18 protein-coding genes are annotated in these 16,730 nt (G+C 70.5%); 12 read left to right on the top strand and 6 right to left on the bottom strand.

The genetic code is table 11. The features are described from left to right. The first annotated feature begins 89 nt into the window (after window positions 1–89). The 4 genes from ACOCEP_RS18735 to ACOCEP_RS18720 all read left to right on the top strand — a co-directional run bounded on the left by ACOCEP_RS18735 (window position 90) and on the right by ACOCEP_RS18720 (window position 4,779). A complete protein-coding gene (locus tag ACOCEP_RS18735) occupies window positions 90–899 on the top strand; it encodes an inositol monophosphatase family protein (RefSeq protein WP_482338813.1) in 810 nt (269 codons plus the stop codon). 25 nt (window positions 900–924) lie between these two features. Then, window positions 925–1,515 (top strand): NADPH-dependent F420 reductase, encoded by a 591-nt coding sequence (locus ACOCEP_RS18730; RefSeq protein ID WP_482338811.1) that lies wholly within the window; start codon window positions 925–927, stop codon window positions 1,513–1,515. A 69-nt stretch (window positions 1,516–1,584) separates the two neighbouring features. Then, window positions 1,585–4,302, top strand: a complete 2,718-nt coding sequence (locus ACOCEP_RS18725; protein ID WP_482338810.1) for an ATP-binding protein — start codon at window positions 1,585–1,587, stop codon at window positions 4,300–4,302. A 108-nt stretch (window positions 4,303–4,410) separates the two neighbouring features. After that, window positions 4,411–4,779: a YciI family protein gene (locus tag ACOCEP_RS18720; RefSeq protein ID WP_482331845.1), complete on the top strand. Its 369-nt coding sequence runs from the start codon at window positions 4,411–4,413 to the stop codon at window positions 4,777–4,779. Window positions 4,780–4,783: 4 nt separating this feature from the next. Here the strand turns inward: ACOCEP_RS18720 and ACOCEP_RS18715 are convergent, their stop codons facing one another. The 3 genes from ACOCEP_RS18715 to ACOCEP_RS18705 form a co-directional block, all read right to left on the bottom strand. Beyond that, window positions 4,784–5,905, bottom strand: coding sequence for a hypothetical protein (locus ACOCEP_RS18715; protein ID WP_482338808.1), 1,122 nt, complete (start codon window positions 5,903–5,905; stop codon window positions 4,784–4,786). A gap of 270 nt (window positions 5,906–6,175) precedes the next feature. After that, window positions 6,176–6,481 (bottom strand): hypothetical protein, encoded by a 306-nt coding sequence (locus ACOCEP_RS18710; RefSeq protein WP_482338806.1) that lies wholly within the window; start codon window positions 6,479–6,481, stop codon window positions 6,176–6,178. 54 nt (window positions 6,482–6,535) lie between these two features. Beyond that, window positions 6,536–7,600, bottom strand: a complete 1,065-nt coding sequence (locus ACOCEP_RS18705; RefSeq protein ID WP_482338804.1) for a DUF5925 domain-containing protein — start codon at window positions 7,598–7,600, stop codon at window positions 6,536–6,538. A gap of 153 nt (window positions 7,601–7,753) precedes the next feature. Between ACOCEP_RS18705 and ACOCEP_RS18700 the strand changes: the two genes are divergently transcribed. Further along, window positions 7,754–8,935, top strand: a complete 1,182-nt coding sequence (locus tag ACOCEP_RS18700; RefSeq protein WP_482338803.1) for an ATP-binding protein — start codon at window positions 7,754–7,756, stop codon at window positions 8,933–8,935. Then, on the top strand, window positions 8,932–10,653 hold the full coding sequence (locus ACOCEP_RS18695) for a tetratricopeptide repeat protein (protein WP_482338801.1): 1,722 nt from the start codon (window positions 8,932–8,934) through the stop codon (window positions 10,651–10,653). Before ACOCEP_RS18700 ends, ACOCEP_RS18695 begins: the two co-directional genes overlap by 4 nt. 16 nt (window positions 10,654–10,669) lie before the next feature. Here ACOCEP_RS18695 and ACOCEP_RS18690 read toward each other — a convergent pair whose 3' ends face one another. From ACOCEP_RS18690 to ACOCEP_RS18680, 3 genes are read right to left on the bottom strand one after another with little or no spacing between them, the layout of a single operon-like run. Continuing rightward, a complete protein-coding gene (locus ACOCEP_RS18690; RefSeq protein ID WP_482338800.1) occupies window positions 10,670–11,749 on the bottom strand; it encodes an MAB_1171c family putative transporter in 1,080 nt (359 codons plus the stop codon). Next, window positions 11,746–12,228: an ImmA/IrrE family metallo-endopeptidase gene (locus ACOCEP_RS18685; protein ID WP_482338798.1), complete on the bottom strand. Its 483-nt coding sequence runs from the start codon at window positions 12,226–12,228 to the stop codon at window positions 11,746–11,748. Before ACOCEP_RS18685 ends, ACOCEP_RS18690 begins: the two co-directional genes overlap by 4 nt. 2 nt (window positions 12,229–12,230) lie before the next feature. After that, complete coding sequence (locus ACOCEP_RS18680) at window positions 12,231–12,653, bottom strand: XRE family transcriptional regulator (protein WP_482338796.1); 423 nt, start codon at window positions 12,651–12,653, stop codon at window positions 12,231–12,233. Window positions 12,654–12,809: 156 nt separating this feature from the next. On the opposite strand from ACOCEP_RS18680, the gene ACOCEP_RS18675 reads away from it, so the two are divergent. The 6 genes from ACOCEP_RS18675 to ACOCEP_RS18650 all read left to right on the top strand — a co-directional run bounded on the left by ACOCEP_RS18675 (window position 12,810) and on the right by ACOCEP_RS18650 (window position 16,697). Beyond that, complete coding sequence (locus ACOCEP_RS18675; RefSeq protein ID WP_482338794.1) at window positions 12,810–13,076, top strand: hypothetical protein; 267 nt, start codon at window positions 12,810–12,812, stop codon at window positions 13,074–13,076. A gap of 11 nt (window positions 13,077–13,087) precedes the next feature. Beyond that, window positions 13,088–13,369, top strand: coding sequence for a hypothetical protein (locus ACOCEP_RS18670; protein ID WP_482338792.1), 282 nt, complete (start codon window positions 13,088–13,090; stop codon window positions 13,367–13,369). Window positions 13,370–13,474: 105 nt separating this feature from the next. Then, entirely contained in the window at window positions 13,475–13,915 is a 441-nt protein-coding gene (locus tag ACOCEP_RS18665) for a hypothetical protein (protein ID WP_482338791.1), read from the top strand. Window positions 13,916–14,243: 328 nt separating this feature from the next. Continuing rightward, window positions 14,244–14,801, top strand: a complete 558-nt coding sequence (locus ACOCEP_RS18660; protein WP_482338789.1) for a M23 family metallopeptidase — start codon at window positions 14,244–14,246, stop codon at window positions 14,799–14,801. Window positions 14,802–14,934: 133 nt separating this feature from the next. Beyond that, a complete protein-coding gene (locus tag ACOCEP_RS18655; RefSeq protein ID WP_482338787.1) occupies window positions 14,935–15,675 on the top strand; it encodes a hypothetical protein in 741 nt (246 codons plus the stop codon). A 191-nt stretch (window positions 15,676–15,866) separates the two neighbouring features. Beyond that, entirely contained in the window at window positions 15,867–16,697 is an 831-nt protein-coding gene (locus ACOCEP_RS18650; RefSeq protein ID WP_482338786.1) for a hypothetical protein, read from the top strand. Window positions 16,698–16,730 lie beyond the last annotated feature (33 nt).

The following is a 16,730-nucleotide window of genomic DNA, read 5'->3' as shown; positions in this document are numbered from 1 at the left end:
GTGCGGAACATGCACTTGTCGTTAATGGTCGGTGGCTCTAATTTTGGGTTCACGGGGCCGAGAAAGGCCCGAATCCCAAGGAGTACGCCATGAGTACAGCCATGCCTTCCGACCTCGAGACGACCTTGCTGCCCGCGGTGACCGCCATCGTGAAGGACGCGGGAAATACCTTGCGGGACCGCTACACGACCCATGCCCGTGGCGTGACCCTGGCCGAGGTGGTCGGCGAGATCCACTCGAACGACGAGGCGATCCTCGCCGTCCTGCGTGAGCCGCTGCTCGCGGCGAGGCCGGGGTCGCACTGGGCGGAGGACGAGCTGGCGGGCGGGGCGCTCCCGCCGGGCGAGTGGTGGGTCGTCGATCCGGCCGAGGGCAACATCAACCACGTTCACGGCATGCCGGATTGGGCCGTCACCGCCACCTTGGTGCGCGACAACCAGCCCATCCTCACCGTCGTGCACCTCCCGCTGACCGGGGACACGTACACCGCCACCGCCGGCGGCGGAGCGCACCTCGACGGCCGCCCCTTGACCGTGTCGGCCAAGAGCGACCTGGGCGCCGCGCTGATCGGCACCGGGCAGGCCCGGCCCGGCGAAACCACCGACACCTTCCGCCGGATCGGCGAATCGGTCACCGCCATGCTCACCGCCGGCCTCGTCGTGCGCGTGTCCGTTCCGGCCACGCTGCAGCTCATCCACGTGGCCGCCGGGCGGATGGACGCCTTCTGGCAGTTCTCCGACGTCCGTTCCGGCCTGGTCGCCGGCGCGCTGCTGGTCGCCGAGGCCGGCGGCACCGTCACCGACCTGGACGGCGAACCCTGGAACGCGGCCAGCCCGGACTTCCTCGCCGCCGCGCCCGGTGTGCACGCCACCGCGCTCGACGTCCTTTCCCCGCTCTGACCGATCCCGCAAGGAGGACCACCAGATGACCACCATCGGCATCCTGGGCGCCGGGCGCGTCGGCACCAATCTCGCCCGCGCGCTGGCCGCGGCGGGCCACCACGTCACCCTCGGCCGTCGCGGGAACCACGCGACCGTCGCCCGCGACGCGGACATCGTCGTCAACGCGACCCCCGGCGACACCACACTGGAGCGGCTCGGCACCCTTCGAGCCGAACTCGCGGGCAAGATCCTCGTCGACGTCTCCAACGCCACCCACGACGCGGCCGACGGCTTGCCCGGCGATCTGTGCTATCCCGGCGGCAGCCTGGCCGAACAGCTCCAGGCCGCGCTGCCCGGCACCCACGTCGTCAAAACCCTCAACACCATGCTGTTCATGGTCATGACCGACCCCGGCGCGCTGAGCACCCCGCCGACGGCCTACCTCTCCGGGAACGACGAGCAGGCCAAGAAAACCGTCACGGGACTGCTCGGCGACCTCGGCTGGCAACCCGCCTGGATCGAAGACCTCGGTGACGTCACCACCGCCCGGGCGACCGAAGCCATGCTCCTCGTCGTTCCGCATGTCCTGCGCCGCAAGGGTTTCACCCCCTTCGCCGTCTCCATCGCCCGCTGACCGAGAGCACGGCCTGTTCGCGGGCGGTCTTCAAGCCATGAGGCCGGATCCGGCGGCTAGGGTGACCGCATGTCGCTGGTGGGAAGGGACGTCGAGCTGACGCGGATCCGACGTCTGCTGACGAACGCGCGTGACGCGCGGAGCGGGGTGCTGTCGCTGCGGGGCGCGGCGGGCATCGGGAAATCGGTCCTGCTCGACCACGCCGTGTCGATCGCCGAAGCCGAGGGGATGCGCGTGGTCCGCGGGGCGGGCGTCGAGTCCGACTCCGAGCTGGCGTACGGCGGTCTGCACCAGCTCTTGTTCCCCTATCTGGATCGGCTGGACGCCCTGCCCGCTCCCCAGGCCACGGCACTGCGGTGCGCTTTCGGCCTGGTCGAGGGAGACGACGCCAACCGGTTCCTCATCTCCGCCGGCACCCTGTCGCTGCTCGCCGATCTGGCCGAGAACGTCCCTTTGCTGTGCGTGGTCGATGACCTGCAATGGCTCGACCAGGGTTCCGTGGAGGCGCTGCTGTTCGCGGCCCGGCGCTTCGTGGCCGACCCGATCGCCATCCTGTTCGCGGTGCGCGACACGTCGGCGCCGTTCGAAATCGCCGGGATCGAGGTCGTGGATCTTCCCGGTCTCGCCGCGCCCGACGCCGCCCGGCTGCTGGACGACCACGCGCCGGAACTGGGCGGACCGGTGCGGGCCCGGGTCCTCGCGGAGTCCGTCGGCAATCCCCTGGCGATCATCGAACTCGGGTCGTCGCGGCTCGCGGCACACGACGCCGACGAGCCCGACCCGGCCGAGCAGGTCCGCCCGCTGCCGGTGACCCGCCGCGTGCAGGAGACGTTCCGCCGCCAGATCGTCGAGCTCCCCGAACCCACCCAACGCGCGCTGCTGGCCGCGGCGGCGGACACGGCGGCGCCGCTCGCGACGATCATGCACGTCATCGAGGCCCTCGGGGGCGCCGCCGACGATCTGGCGCCCGCCGAACACGACCGGCTGCTCCGGATCGACAGCCGGATCACGTTCCGGCACCCGCTGGTCCGGGCGGCCGCCTACCAGGACGCGCCGCTGCACCGGCGGATCGAGGTCCATCGCGCGTACGCCGACGCGCTGGAGGCCGACGCCGATCGCCGGGCGTGGCACCTCGCCGCGGCCACCACCACGCCCGACGAGGCCGTGGCCGCCGAGCTCGAAGCCGCGGCGGAGCGGGCCTGGCACCGAGGCGGCGCGATGGCGGTGTCCGCCGCCTACGACCGCGCCGGCCGGCTCAGTGCCGACCGCGAGCTGAAGGCCCGGCGTATCGCCCTGGCCAGCCAGGCCGCGTTCGACGCCGGCAAGGCCGACCGCGCCGCCCGGCTGGCGGCCGAAGCGCTCTCGCTCACCACCGACACCGGCGTCCGGGCCGACGCCATCTACACGCGTGGCGCCGTGGAGTACGAACGCACGTCCCCGCGGGCCGACGCGGAGCTGGCGATCGGGGCCGCGGAGCTGGTGCGCGACACCGATCCGGAGCGCGCCGCGCTCAACTTCTTCGAGGCTGTGCACGCCGCCCGGCACGGAGCGGCGCACGACCTGCTGCGGCGAGTGGTCGACCTGATGCGCGGGTTCACCCCGCCGGAGCACTGGGCACCGGTCGTCGCGGCGCTTTTCGGGTGGGCGGAGCTCTTCGCCGGGCGCCCGGAGGCGGCCGTCGGCCCGATGCGCGAGCTCTACACCACCACGGGCGGCGGCGGGAACGACCTGATGCATCGCGTCACGGCCGGGTTCGGCGGGCTCATGATCGCGGACGACGACGGTGTCGCCGCCGGTACCGAGGACATGCTGGCCCAGGTGCGGGCCACCGGGGCGCTGGGCTGGGTCCCCTACACCCTGAACGTGCTCGCGGTGGCGCGGTTGTTCCGCGGTGAGTTCGCGGACGCCCGCGCCTGTGTGGCGGAAGGCGCGTCCGTGGCGGCCGAGCTCGGCAACACGACCGAACGCCTGGCCCACCGGTCGGTGGAGGTGTGGCTCCACGCCGTCTCAGGTGACGAGCCACGCTGCCGGGCTCTCGCCGAGGAAGTGCTCCCGCGAGCCCGTGCCCGGCACCGGGTCAACGCCGAGATCGCGGACTGGGGTCTCGGCATGCTCGAACTCTCCGCCAGGCGGTTCAAGGAAGCGGTCGACCGGCTCGAGAAGGTGCACCAGGGGCCCGCGAGCCGTGACCTGCTGATGCGGGCGGTGCCGGATCTGGTCGAGGCCGCGGTGCGCTGCGGCGAGCCGGAGCGCGCCCGCGAACCGCTGGCCACGCTCCGGCACTGGGCCGAGCACGTCGACCGCCCGGTCGCCACCGCGCTCACCCTGCGGTGCCGGGCCCTGCTGGCCGACGACGGCGACGCCGACGCGCTGTACACCGGGGCGCTACGGCTTCAGGAGCGGCACGGCGGCCCCTACGAGCGTGCCCGGACCCAGCTGGTCTACGGCGAATGGCTGCGCCGCCAGCGCCGCCGCACCGAGGCCCGCGCCCATCTCGCGGCGGCGGTGTCCGCGTTCGAGGACCTCGGCGCGGAGCTCTGGGCCGAGCGTGCGCGCGGCGAGCTGGCCGCCTTCGGCGAGCGGGGCGACGAACCTCGGCGCAGCGGTCCGCTGACCTTGTTGACGCCGCAGGAACTGCAGGTCGTCCGGCTGGCCGCCACCGGTCACACGAACAAGGAGATCGCCGCACAGCTCTTCCTGAGCCCGCGGACCGTCGGCCACCACCTCTACAAGGCGTATCCGAAACTCGGCGTCACCGGTCGCGCGGCGCTGGCCGGCCTCGTCTGAGTGGCCGCCGCCGGTCATCGGCCGCCGGATATCGGTCACGATGACCGATGCGGGGGCGGGGTGGCGCCGCATAGCGTTTCCGGTATCACCGACGACGAGGAGACGATCATGACGAAGTACTTCCTGAGCCTGCCCCACGACTCCGCCGAGGAGCCGACGATGGAGAACATGGATCCGGCGGAGCTGCAGGAGATCATGGCCGCGGTGGGTGCGTTCAACACCGCGATCGAGGAGGCGGGCGCGTTCGTGACCGCCGGTGGTCTGCAGCCGCCGTCGACCGCGACGACGGTGGACTACTCCGGTGACAGCCCGGTGCTGACCCCGGGCCCGTTCGTGGAGGCCAAGGAGTATCTCGGAGGCTTCTGGATCATCGAGGCCGAGAACGACGACGTCGCGATCGAATGGGCCAAGCAGGCCTCGCGCGCGCTGCGCAGCAGGGTCGAGGTGCGGGCCCTTCAGGAGGAACCCGGCGCCTGACTGTTCACGGGTGGGCTCGACCCATCGCGGTGTCGATGCGCTGTCGCTCGGCGTCCCGGAGCTTCCGGTAGTGCCCGGCTCTGGTCTGGTCACCGACCTTGCCTGCCGCTTCGGCGGCGCTTCGCAACACCACCAACGGCAGGCCGGGGACGTCGCGAGCCTGACGGTCCGCCTCGGCGAACACCGCCTCGGCGAGCTCACCCTCCGCGGAACCGGCGAGCAGGAACAGTTCCTCCACGTACATCCGGCCCAGTCCCACCTCCGGCCACCCGGGCACGCCGTCCAGGGCTCGGCGGCACTCGCGCAGCGCCTCCCAGGCTGCGTGGTGGTCGCCGGCCTGGCGTTCCAGCGCGGCCAGGGTCTGCCAAGCCGACGCCGAGTCCCAGTCGGTGCCGGCGAACGCGAGGCTCTCGCGCTGCGCTCGAGCCGCTTCGGCGAACGCCCCCAAACCGGCCAGATAGTGGCGGAGCAGGCCCAAGGTCTCCTTGTCCCTCTCGCGGCCGGCCGCCCACCGGTCCAGCTCCCGGCGGGTCAGTTCACGATCGCCGGTGAGCTGGGCGCGCATGACCCAGGTGAGCGGGTCCTCGGCGGCCGGATCAGCGGGGAACCGGGAGCGCTTGCGCTCCGACCACTTCGCCAGGTCCGCCTCGGAGACGCAGGGCCTGCCCTTCTCGTCGAGAAGACGTTCGAGCACCGCGTCACGGTCGGCGTGCCCGCTGTCGCGGACGAAGGCGGTGGTGCCCCGCACCCCCGCGGCGAACAGATGTTCCTGGTCGTATCCGCACCAGGTGTCGAAGTTGGCCACCTTGATTTCCCAGTGCAGCCACACGTCCTCGACGTGCCGGTATCCGGCGAGCAGGAAACCGGCCAGCTCGGCCTCCTCGCTCAGGCCTTGGAACGGCGCCTCGTGACGGCACGACGCCTCCTGCGCGGCCAGCCACCGCACCAGCTGGAGATCTTCGGGCCGGCGGTCGTATTGCAGTGCCCACAACACTTTTGCCCGCCGCACCGCGTTCGCGTCGCAGTCTTCGCCGTCGGCGTCCGTGGCGCGCTCGTAGCGCACTTCCTGCCAGGCATCGGAGGATGCTCGCATCCGCTCCAGCTCACGCCTCGCGCTCTCCAACATCGGTCAAGGATCGCAGACCGCGGCCTCGATCGCGGCGGATCGTCCGACTTGGCTCGGTTTTCTCGGGGTCGTACCCGGCTGCGACTGTCCATAAGGGACTGGGGTCGCGGGCGACACGACTGTCCACTTTGCCGGTCCCGGCCGACGTTGCGAAAGCCACTTTCGCAACCTTCAACGTTGCGAAAGTGGCTTTCGCAACACCCAGCCAAGCCCGGCGCGAAAGCGTCCAGAACGCTGCCCGAATCCGGATACCAGACTGGGCGCCAAGCGTCAGCGTCTCCGGGTGGCGGTGTAGCGCGGGGGCGTCGGGCGGTTCGCGGTCGTCGTCTTGCGATAGGTCGTGGTGCGCTGGGTCGTGGTGCGCTGGGTCGTCGTCGTATGCGTCGTGTCCGGAGTCGTCCGGGTCGTGGTGGTCACCGGGGGCTGCGGCGGCCGCGTCGTCGTCCGCGCGAGGCCTGTCGTCGGCGTCGTCGTGGTCGTCGCGGGCACCACCTGCCCCTTCCCAGCCCCGCCCCCGGCGCAAGCGCCGAGCAGCGCCATCGCGCCGACGACCAGGCCACACCACCACACTCGCATGGCCCGGACCCTAACAGCCCGGCCCCCGAGAATCCGGCGAACGGCGAACCCTGGCTAGGCCGCGGTTCGCAGCCGGTACAGCTCGGCCAGGGTGGCGCCTTCCGCACCGATCCCCGCCCCCGTGCCCAGCCAGCCGACCGCCTCCTCCCGCGGCAGCGGGGGGATCTCGATCTCCGCGAGGCAGCGGCCCGGCCGGACCACCGCGGGGTGCAACCGCGCGACGTTCTCGTTGGTGGTCAGGCAGACGAGGATGTCCAGGCCTTGACCGAGCAGTCCGTCCGTCAGGTTGAGCAGGCGGGACAAAGCCTGCCCGGAATCGCGCTTCGCGTCGGCGCCGACCAGTTCGTCGCAGTCTTCGAGGATGAGCAGCCGCCATTTCCGGTTGTCCGCCCGCTCCTCACCGAGCACCACCGACGTCAGATAGCCCGGATCGGCGAACAGGACCTCGGGGTCGAGGACGTTGTCCACTTGGCACCAATCCCGCCATTCGTGCGCGAGCGCGCGCACGGCGGTCGTCTTGCCGGTGCCCGCGGGTCCGTGCAGGAGCACCAGCCTGCCGGTGACGTCCTGCGGCCGCACCGTCATGAGCGTGTCGAGCGCGGTCACCGCCGACCGCGGGTAGTTGCCGCGGATCTCCTGCCACGGCGGCAGATCCATGGTCCGGGGAGCGCGCACCCCGGCCCCACCGCAGCCCTGCACGTGCCAGAAACCGACCGGTACGGCCGACTCCCCCGGCGTCCCCGTCCGTGCGGTCCGGACAGCGGCCGCGAGCACCTCGTCCGCCAGGTCGCCGGAGGTGGCGGACACGCACACGGTCGCGGCACCGGCCCGCCTCCGCACCGCGACGAGTGTCCATTCAGGTCCGAAGGCGAGGTGCGAATGCCTGCCGTCCAGCTCGTACGTCAGATCCGCGGTGACTCCCGGGGGCAGCAGCGTCGCCTCCGGCGAGACCTCGGTGATCTCGGCGGCTCGCGCATGCGGCTGCGCGCCGGTGATGAAAGGCTCCATCGCCAGCGAATTCAGCACGCCTTCCATCGGCGCGTTGCCGCCGAAGAACATCGCGCGGTCGAGCGTTTCGGCCGGTACGGGCTTGGGTGTTTCCGTTGTCCTTGCTGTCACCACGCCACGATCCATCCGGCGGGGCGGACACACATCAGGGGCCGTCCCCCAATTCACCCCTGACAGGGGAACACCCCCCGGCGCGCCGTCGAGCGAAGGGATGCTTGTCTGTTCCGGACGGACATGGCCATGGCTCAGACGAGAGAGAACCGCATGACCAGAGACGACAAGGCAGATCCGGACGACGGTTTCGTCGAGGTGATCGCGCGCGAGGTGGAGGCCGATCCCGGCAATCTGGCGCTGCGCGAAGACTTCGTCACGCTCCTGCTGGAGCGGGAGCCGGAACGCGCCGCCACCGAACTGGCCGCGTTCGAGGCCCACGGCGGTGATCCGGCGCGGGTCCGGTTGCTGCGCGCCCGGTTGATGGCGACCCGGTTGCGCGCCTCGGATCCGGTTCCGGCCCCGGCCGACGAAGACCGGCAGGAAAGCGGCGCCGCCCTGTCCGCGTCGCTGTGGGACGCCGAACGCCCGAAGGTGACGCTGGCCGACGTCGCGGGTCTCGCCGAGGTCAAACAGCACCTGAACACCGCGTTCCTCGCTCCGCTGCGCAACCCCGAACTGGCGGCCGCGTTCGGGCAGAAGCCGGGCGGGTCGCTGCTGATGTACGGCCCGCCCGGCTGCGGGAAGACGTTCATCGCCAGGGCGATCGCCGGCGATCTCGGCGCGTCCTTCATCCACGTGACCCTCGCCGACCTGCTCAGCAAGTGGATCGGCGAGAGCGAGAAGGCGATCCAGAGCGTGTTCCGCCACGCCCGCGCGGCGACACCGTGCGTGATCTTCTTCGACGAGTTCGACGCTCTCGGTGGACGGCGCACCTCCGGTGGCGGCGGGTCGCAGTCGATGCGGATGCTCGTCACCCAGCTCCTGGAGGAGCTCGACGGTATGGCGGGCACGAACGACGGGGTCTACTTCCTGGCCGCGACGAACCGGCCGTGGGACATCGACTCCGCGCTGCGCCGTCCGGGCCGGATCGACAAGACGGTGCTGGTGCTGCCACCCGACGCGGTCGCCAGGGCGGCGATCGTCGAGGGCGCGCTGGCGGGCAAACCCGCCGACGGCGTCGACGTCGTGGCCGTCGCGGCGGCGACCGAGGGGTTCTCCGGCGCCGACCTCAGCCACCTGACGACCACCGTGCTGCAGAAGGCGATGGTCGAGTCGATGAGCAGGAACGAGCTGGTGCCGGTCACCACCGACGGGTTGCTGGCCGCGGTCGGCGGCATCATCCCGTCCACGACGTCGTGGTTCGACCAGGTGGCGCCGGTCCTGGAATACGGCGTCGACGACGGCACCTTCGACCAGCTCCGGGCCTACCGGGTGAAGCGGGGCATGCGATGAGCGACACCGTCGAGCGGGACCTCGACCTGGCCTGGGAACTCCTCGAAGCGCAGCCGACGCATCCCCGGGTCGCCGAGCTGGCGGCGCGGGTGCTCGCGGCCCAGCCGGAGCGGAGCAGCGCGCTGATGGTGCTCGCCTATCACCGGGAGTCCCTCGGCGACGTGGACGAAGCGCGGCGCCTCTATCTCCGGGTGGCCGGTCGCCGCGACAACCAGTTCATCTGGGCGGCTCGCGCGCTTCGGCATCTGGAATCGGGGGAGCACAACCACGACGAGGCGCTGCGGTGGGCGCGTACCGTGCTGGGCCAGAACCACGAGGACTGGGACGACTGGATGCAGCTGGGCCACGCCCAGGCCTGCTCCGGGCAGCACGAGGCCGGGTGGCGGCAACTCGACGAGGCGGTCGCGCTGTGCGCGCGGACGAAGCCGGACGACCTCCCCAAGGCGCTGGCGAAACGCGCGGAGTACCTGCTGGGAAGCTGCGCACCACCCGAACGGTTCGTTCCCGCGGCCGAGGAGGCGATCCGGACCAACGTGGCGGATTCCTGGGTCGCCATGCTGCTCGGCTACGCCTACCTGGCGCAGTACCGGTTCGACGACGCCGAACGACTCGGGCTCCGGCTGCTGCGTGAGGACCCGACCGACGACCTCTCGCAGAACCTGGTCGAGACCGCTCGGACGATGCTGCGGATCGTGGAAAAGGCGCGCGGCGACGACATCAGCCTGGCGGACATCCAAGGCACCGGCGTGCTGGAGATGGCGTGGCAGCAGATCCGCGACCAGAAGCTCGGCATCGACCTGGCCTCCGCGCTGGCGGCACTGGACGCGGTGATGCCCGCCGAACTGCGCGCGACCCTGCGGCCGGGAGCCACGGCAGCCGATCTGACCGAGGACGAGGACAAGGTCGGCTCCATGGTCGCGAGGGATCTGCTCACCTGGCACAACGGCCAGCCGCCCGGTTCCGGTGCCACCTGGGGCTGGACCGAGTCGTTCCGCCTGATGTCGGCGGCGGAGATCCTCGCCATGAACGCCGAGATCGAGGCTGACCAGGCGGCGCACCCCGATTGGCCGGAGAACGAGGTCTGGGACCAGGTGATGACCGACGACGCCGGGACCCATCTGGTCGCCGTCGCGTTCGGGCGGCTGGTGAAACGCCGGCCGGGACAGCCCGACGAGCCCGTCGCCGACTCGATGGCCGACTGGATCTGGGACCGGGTGGCGGCCTTCGGCGGCCAGGACCCGCGGCCGGCACCGCTGAAGACCGACGAGCCCGCGGCCGAACCGCTTCCCGCCCCCGGGACGCCGCTGACCGGTGTCATCGTCACGATGTGCGCCGCACTGGGCGCGCCCGAGGATTCCGCCGCGTTCGCGGAACTGCGTCGGCTGTTCCCCGGCGCGACCGTCCGGCGGAGTGAGCTGGTCCCGGAAGAGCCGAGCGCCGACGGCGTCTACATCGAGGCGCTCGACGGGCTGGTGACGAAGGTCGGTGTCGATGTCACGGTCTGCCCGGGCGCGGACCGGCTGATCTCCGGGCTCGACCTCGGCGGGCATAGAGGGGCCGTCGATGCCTACGTGCGGGCGCACGGGGCCGTTCCGCACGACAGCTGGGTGAACCGTGCCAACGGCGAAGCCACGGCCGTCTACCACTTCGCCGGGCATCGGCTCTGCTTGACCTGGGCGGACGGGAGTGTCGCGCGGATCTACGTCACCGGTGCCTGAGCGGGGGCCGGCGCCGTCAGGACAGGGTCGCGGCCTCCGCCAGCGCGCGCTCGCGGACCTCTCGCACGACACGGGAATTCGTGAACGCGGACGACATGGCGCTCAGCCAGGCACTTTCGTCCCGCACCGTGGGTTGCGGTCCCGCCGGATGGTTCGGCCAGCTGCGGCCCGCTTCACGCATCACCAGCGCCGCCGCCAGTTCGGCGGCGGCGCGCGTCGGTTCGTCGACCGGGGCGCGCAGCCAGTCCCCCAGCTGCGGCGGAACGTGCGCCCGCAACGCGAGCAGGCCGTCCCGGATCTCGATCATCCTGCGGTACAACGTGAATTCGAGGTCGTGGCGGACCGGCAGCGCGATCTGCGGATGCGCGGCGACGAGTTCCTTCCACAGTGGTGTCACCGCCCGGATCCCGCGCCACGCGCGCACCAGCCGGAGCGCGCCGTCCCAGGTGGTGAACAGGCCACCGACGACCCACAGCACCATCGCGCAGAGGCCGACCAGGCGGGCGCGCGGCAGGAAATCGAGGTCCGCGAGGTCGGTGATCTCCAGCCACAGCGAGGGAAGCCCGGAGAACAGCACCCACACGATGGACGCGACGGCGGCGCAGACCAGGATCCGCAGCCCGGTCCGGAACGTCCCTTGTGGACGGACAGCGGCGCTGCGGACCAGCGTGCGGGTGAACATCACCAGGCAGGTGACCCCGTACGTCGTGAGGACGACCTGGTAGGCGACGACGCTCCACCGCCACTGGAACGCGGGCGTGCCCACCTCCAGCCGATGCGGCGCGATGTCCAGGTAGCACAGGACCATCAGCGCCCAGCACAGCAGGATGGGCCAGAACGGTGTCCGCTTCTCCGGTGACCGCGTGCTGCGGACCAGCTGGACCAGCGCGCGCATCGCGAGCAGTTGCAGCGCGTTGGTGACCAGCCGCGGGAGCAGTTCGTCGCCGAGGAACCGGACCGTGGCGTCGGCGGAGAGGGCGAGGCCCGCCGCCATGCTGAGGAAGAACGTGGCCAGATGCCTCGGCCCGGCGCGGACGGCCATCAGCCGGGTGAGGCCGATCGCCGCCAGCAGCGCGGCGGACAGATAGCTGATCATGAACCGAGGGCGTGGCGCAGCCGGTCGGATTCCGGTCCGGCGGTCACGGCCCGGCGCATGAGCAGCGACGCGAAGAGCTCGGCTTCCTTCTCCTGCTCCCGCGCGTACGTGGTGCGACCGAGGACCCGGCGGACCAGGTCCACCGAAAGCGAGGGCGCGACCATCGCGGCGATCGCCTCCGGCCGCACCTCGCCTTCGACGTGCCCGCACAGCAGGTGGCCGAGCTCGTGCAGCAGGATGTGCCGCTGGTGCAACGGGGACGTGTCCCGCGTGTAGAACACGTAGTCCGCCCGGTCGGTGGCCGCGAGCACCCCGCACGGCGCCCCCGGCCGCGCCTCGAGCGCCACCAGTTCGATGGGCCGCCCGCGCATCGCCGCGACCTCGCCGAACAACGTGGTGACGTCGAACGGTTCCGGTAGCCGCACGGTGGCCGCGATCCGCTCACATCTGCGCCAGAGCGCGCTCTTCCTGCCGAACATGACTACTCCCCCTGGTCACGCCTGGACTCGCGCCGCTTGATCGCCTCGACGATGTCGGTCACGGTGCCGAGCCCCTCCTCGGACAGCGTCACCGCGCGCAACGCCAGGTTGCGCACCGCGGTGTTGCGCAACGCTCCCAGCAACTCGACCTCTTCGGCAAGAGCCCTCCCTTGTTCGTCGTCGAAGAAGTACGCGGGCGGCACCTGGAAGAACGCCGCGAGCGCCTCGAGATGGCGTTTGGTCGGGTTGTCCCGGCGGCCCGTCCGCAGTTGCCACAGGTAGGCGGCGGAAAACGACTCGCCGGTGCTCTCCCGGCAGGCCCGCGCCACCTCTTCGTGGCTGTACTGCTCGCCGCCTGCCCGCCGGACCACCTGGAAGAGGCGGTCGATCCGGTCGGTGAGCGTGGTCGCCCGTGGTTCGGTCATCTTCACCTCCATTAGCTGAGATGAATCTCAGCAAGACATACGTTCATTTGAGTTGACATGAGCTCGGACAGTCCCTTACGGTCGATACGTTAGCTGAGATGAATGACTGAAGGGAGTCAGTCGATTCTGGCTGACGACCCAGGAGGGGGAGTTCCCATGAGGAAGTTGCTGACCGCGGCGGCATTGGCGGCCGCCGCGATGACCGTGTCGGCGACGCCGGCACTCGCCGTGGAAACCGGAGACTTCTACGCCACGGGCATCGGCCCTGGCCCGTCGGACGCCATCGGGTCAGCGGAAAAGGTCGCCCGGCTGTACGCCCGGAACACGAACTGGCTGGACTCGCAGTGCTACGTCCGCGCGTCCGACGTCCGGTCGCACTTCTACTACTACAGCGCGACCGTCTGGCTCTACTGCCAGCGCTGAAAGGGGAAAGCATGAACAGGACGATCGCCCGCGCGACGGGGGCCGCCGTGGTCCTCGCGGGACTCATGACGCTCGCGCCGGGGGTGGCGAGCGCGGCGGAGACCCGAGCGTTCCTCGGGACCACCGTGGAGAAGACGTCGGCCTCGGCCAAGCGGACGGCGTTGCAGCAGGCCTACGACCACGCCTCCGCCTACGGGTACACGCCCGACCAGTGCGTGACCATCCACCTGTACTCGGTGAAGATCAGCTTCGTGATGTACCGGGGTGAAGCCGGGATCCACTGCACGAAGTAGGCGACGTCGCGAAAGCCACTTTCGGGACATCCGATGTCCCGAAAGTGGCTTTCGCGACACCCGCGCCCCGGGTGAACGCGCGGAGCGGCAGGCTAGGTTGACCGGATGAGCCTTCTCGATGACGTGGCCGAGCGCGACGGCTGGCGCTGCTGGGTGTGCGACGAACCGGTCGACCCGGACATGTCGGTGAACGACCCGCGCGGCCCCAGTGTCGACAGCCGGACCGCCGACCGGAAGGCCAAGATCCCCGAGCGGCTCGCGCATCGCGGGTGCAACACCCGCAAGGGCGCGGTCAAGGTGGTCATCGCCTGGCCGGACCGTCTGCACGTGGCCGAACCCGCGCCCTTGATCACCGTCGCCGGACGGCTGGAGCGCAAGGGAGGCCGCGAACTGGTCGCCCGCTGCCCGACGGAGCAAGACGCCCAAGAGGCGGCGGAGTGGCTCGAAGACCGGTTTTCCCGCCTGGTACCGGGATTGCCGGTGACCGCGGGAGTCGAGCCGGGCGGAGGCCAGTTCCTCGTCATCCTGAACGCCGGCCGCCGGTGACGCGATCGGGCCACGTCCGTCCTCAAAGGACAGCGGACGCACCGTCAGCCCAGCGAAGGTGAGGTGTTGCGAAAGCCACTTTCGCAACGTTGGAGGTTGCGAAAGTGGCTTTCGCAACACGAACCGGACCCGTTGCAGCTTAGCGTCCTTTGTGGACCATCCACGCCGAGGTCCGGTCGCGCCGGCCGACGGGACACGTAGTCCTCGATAACCCTTTCGCCGCCTCCGCGCAAGCCCTGAACGCACCATTGTCCGAGCCACGGCCTGCCTGTTTAGTCAGGAGCGCCCTGCCGACGACAGGGCTTGACCGCTCGGAAAGCGAGGAATCATGGGCGGAAACGGAAAAGCGCTACGACGCGGGCTGGGCACGATCGCGGCCGTCGCGCTGATGACGGCCGGCCTTTCACTCACCGGCTCGGCCACGGCTTCGGCCGCGAACCACTACTACGAACTGCCGTTCCCGGCGGGTGAGGCGTACACGGTCACCCAGGGGCCCGAGGGCACGTTCTCCCACACCGGTCCCTACAACGAATACGCCTGGGATTTCGCCCTCCCCGCCAACTACGAGGTTTCCGCCGCACAGGGCGGCCGAATCCTCGTCTCGGACTGGTCGCCGTACTGGCAGAACGGTATCGAGGTGATCATCCGGCACTCCAACGGCACCTGCACGCACTACGCGCATCTGAACCGGGCCATCTACAACGCGGGCACCTGGGTCCCGCAGGGCCGGGTCGTCGGCTGGTCCGGCACCACCGGGGCGTCCACCGACTATCACCTGCACTACCAGGTCATCGATTGTTCCACCCGCGTCGGCATTTCCTCCACCCTCCAAGGCGGCGTCCCCCGGACCGGTTCCCGGCCCGTCAGCATCAACACCAAGGCCTGAGCTCACCACTTGAGCCCATCACGACAGTTTCACCCAAAAGTGGTTACGGCGGCCGCGATTCCTCGCATTTCATCGGTATTTCATCGGCGCTCATTAGCGTTCGGCGGGTAAACCCGACAGTGGGGAGAGACCGATGAAAAGAACCGGAGCACGTCTGCTCGCGACCGCAGTCCTGTCCGTCGTCACCCTGGCCGGTGCCATCGCCGGATCGGGCGCGGCGCAGGCGGCGCCCGCGCGGCCCGACGGCCCCTGCGGGCCCGTCATGTTCGTCGTACCGGGTTATCAGGACGGTGGGGCACAGAAACTCCTGGACCGGGCGTTCGCCCCCGGCGGCGCCGACCCGGTGCGCATTCCGTATCCGAACGGCGCCGGCGACGTGAATCTCTACGCCGACGTCGACGCCGGCGTCGCCAATCTCCGGACAGCGCTCTACAACCTCTATGTCACCTATGGCTGCGACCTCGAAACGAAGGTCTACATCGTCGGGTTCAGTCTCGGCGCGCTCGTCGCCGGCACCGTGCTGGAGACCGAACCGCCCGGCCGGAACATCCAGGGTGTGCTGTTCGCGGACGGGCGACGGCAGCCCGTCGAGTCGAACTGGCCGGGTGACCCCGGCGGGCTGATCGGGCACCTGCCCGTTCCCGGCCCCGGCGGTGCCGGGTTCCGGCCGCTGGATTCCTTCCGGTACCCGACGCTCAGCCTGTGCAACGGGCCGAGGGCGGCCGGCGGCGCGGATCTGATCTGTTTCGGCGGCACCAATCTGGACAGCTATTTCAGCTCGCACCCGTACTACAGCTTCGAGGTGGGCAACGAGCTGAACATCCACGGCGAAGGCCCGTACCCGAACAACCTGCGCAACCGCGTCATCCCGTAGCCGGTCTCGCGACCTCCCCGGCGGCCCGCGCCGGGGAGGTTGCGCGACGATCCGAGGTCGTGCCCTCGGGGACACGGCGGTCCGGACCTTCGGGCAGCCCTTCGCCGCACCGGCTTTTCGAAGCAACCCCGTTTCGCGTCCGGCGTCTTCCGGGCAAAGCTTCGAAAAAGGGATGCGAGAGGGGCACTGAAATGAAATTCACCGCGAAGAAGACCATCAAAACAGCCATTGCGGGCGGGGCTTTGGCCGCCACCGCACTCCTTTCCGCGTGCGGCGGGAACAATGTCGCGGGAAATGGTTCTCCGGTGAAGAACGCGGCCGTCGAACAGGCTCAGGCGGGCGGCGGACAGGGGGCGGCCGCCGGAGGTTCCGGCGCCGAGCCGTCCGGCGGAGACGTCAATTGCAGCGAGCACGGCGGCCAGGTCGGCGCACCAGGGCGGCCGAAGAGGGATCTGATCGCGGTGGCCGCCACCGACGGCACCACGCCGGGCTGCACCGAGGCGTACAACGTGATCACCGAGTACTACGGGAAACTGCCGGAGGCCGAAGGCCCCGGTGAGCGGGTGCTCGACGTCCAGGGCAAATGGACCTGTGCCCGCCTGACGGAATCCGGGACCGAGGTGGTCTGCGGCGTGCCGAACAGCTCCTTGCGACTGGAGACCAGGCCCGCGGGCACGGGGACGGCACCGGTCGAGCAGAACCGCAAGTTTCCGAACACCACCCAGGGGGTGCAGTTCACCGGATACGACGCCAACCTGCGGATGGCCCGCTTCCAGCTGACGGCCGAGCAGCCCGGCGGCAGGACGTACCGGCTTCCGCTGCACGAGGGCGCCGAGGTGTTCAGCGCGGCCACCCTGTGCCCCGGCGAATCGGTCACCATCGACGACGAGGGCCACGGCAGCCTGCCGTGCGGCAGGGACCAGCTGATCCGGCAGTTGCGGGAAGGCAACCCGGTGCTCGCGCGGATCAGCGTGAACGGCGAGGACCAGATCACCACGGTCAAGGAGATCTATCGCCCCTGACACCGGGGGAAACCGGCGGCCGGGACTCCACCC

This window comes from Amycolatopsis sp. CA-211722, assembly GCF_056828465.1.
This window is presented reverse-complemented; position numbering and strand designations above follow the sequence as displayed.

What these genes read in the sequence shown, in the direction of transcription:
- ACOCEP_RS18735 (WP_482338813.1), top strand. Translation starts at nt 90, where the DNA reads ATGAGTACAGCCATGCCTTCCGACCTCGAGACGACCTTGCTGCCCGCG.
- ACOCEP_RS18730 (WP_482338811.1), top strand. Translation starts at nt 925, where the DNA reads ATGACCACCATCGGCATCCTGGGCGCCGGGCGCGTCGGCACCAATCTC.
- ACOCEP_RS18725 (WP_482338810.1), top strand. Translation starts at nt 1,585, where the DNA reads ATGTCGCTGGTGGGAAGGGACGTCGAGCTGACGCGGATCCGACGTCTG.
- ACOCEP_RS18720 (WP_482331845.1), top strand. Translation starts at nt 4,411, where the DNA reads ATGACGAAGTACTTCCTGAGCCTGCCCCACGACTCCGCCGAGGAGCCG.
- ACOCEP_RS18715 (WP_482338808.1), bottom strand. Translation starts at nt 5,905, where the DNA reads ATGTTGGAGAGCGCGAGGCGTGAGCTGGAGCGGATGCGAGCATCCTCC.
- ACOCEP_RS18710 (WP_482338806.1), bottom strand. Translation starts at nt 6,481, where the DNA reads ATGCGAGTGTGGTGGTGTGGCCTGGTCGTCGGCGCGATGGCGCTGCTC.
- ACOCEP_RS18700 (WP_482338803.1), top strand. Translation starts at nt 7,754, where the DNA reads ATGACCAGAGACGACAAGGCAGATCCGGACGACGGTTTCGTCGAGGTG.
- ACOCEP_RS18695 (WP_482338801.1), top strand. Translation starts at nt 8,932, where the DNA reads ATGAGCGACACCGTCGAGCGGGACCTCGACCTGGCCTGGGAACTCCTC.
- ACOCEP_RS18690 (WP_482338800.1), bottom strand. Translation starts at nt 11,749, where the DNA reads ATGATCAGCTATCTGTCCGCCGCGCTGCTGGCGGCGATCGGCCTCACC.
- ACOCEP_RS18685 (WP_482338798.1), bottom strand. Translation starts at nt 12,228, where the DNA reads ATGTTCGGCAGGAAGAGCGCGCTCTGGCGCAGATGTGAGCGGATCGCG.
- ACOCEP_RS18680 (WP_482338796.1), bottom strand. Translation starts at nt 12,653, where the DNA reads ATGACCGAACCACGGGCGACCACGCTCACCGACCGGATCGACCGCCTC.
- ACOCEP_RS18675 (WP_482338794.1), top strand. Translation starts at nt 12,810, where the DNA reads ATGAGGAAGTTGCTGACCGCGGCGGCATTGGCGGCCGCCGCGATGACC.
- ACOCEP_RS18670 (WP_482338792.1), top strand. Translation starts at nt 13,088, where the DNA reads ATGAACAGGACGATCGCCCGCGCGACGGGGGCCGCCGTGGTCCTCGCG.
- ACOCEP_RS18665 (WP_482338791.1), top strand. Translation starts at nt 13,475, where the DNA reads ATGAGCCTTCTCGATGACGTGGCCGAGCGCGACGGCTGGCGCTGCTGG.
- ACOCEP_RS18660 (WP_482338789.1), top strand. Translation starts at nt 14,244, where the DNA reads ATGGGCGGAAACGGAAAAGCGCTACGACGCGGGCTGGGCACGATCGCG.
- ACOCEP_RS18655 (WP_482338787.1), top strand. Translation starts at nt 14,935, where the DNA reads ATGAAAAGAACCGGAGCACGTCTGCTCGCGACCGCAGTCCTGTCCGTC.
- ACOCEP_RS18650 (WP_482338786.1), top strand. Translation starts at nt 15,867, where the DNA reads ATGAAATTCACCGCGAAGAAGACCATCAAAACAGCCATTGCGGGCGGG.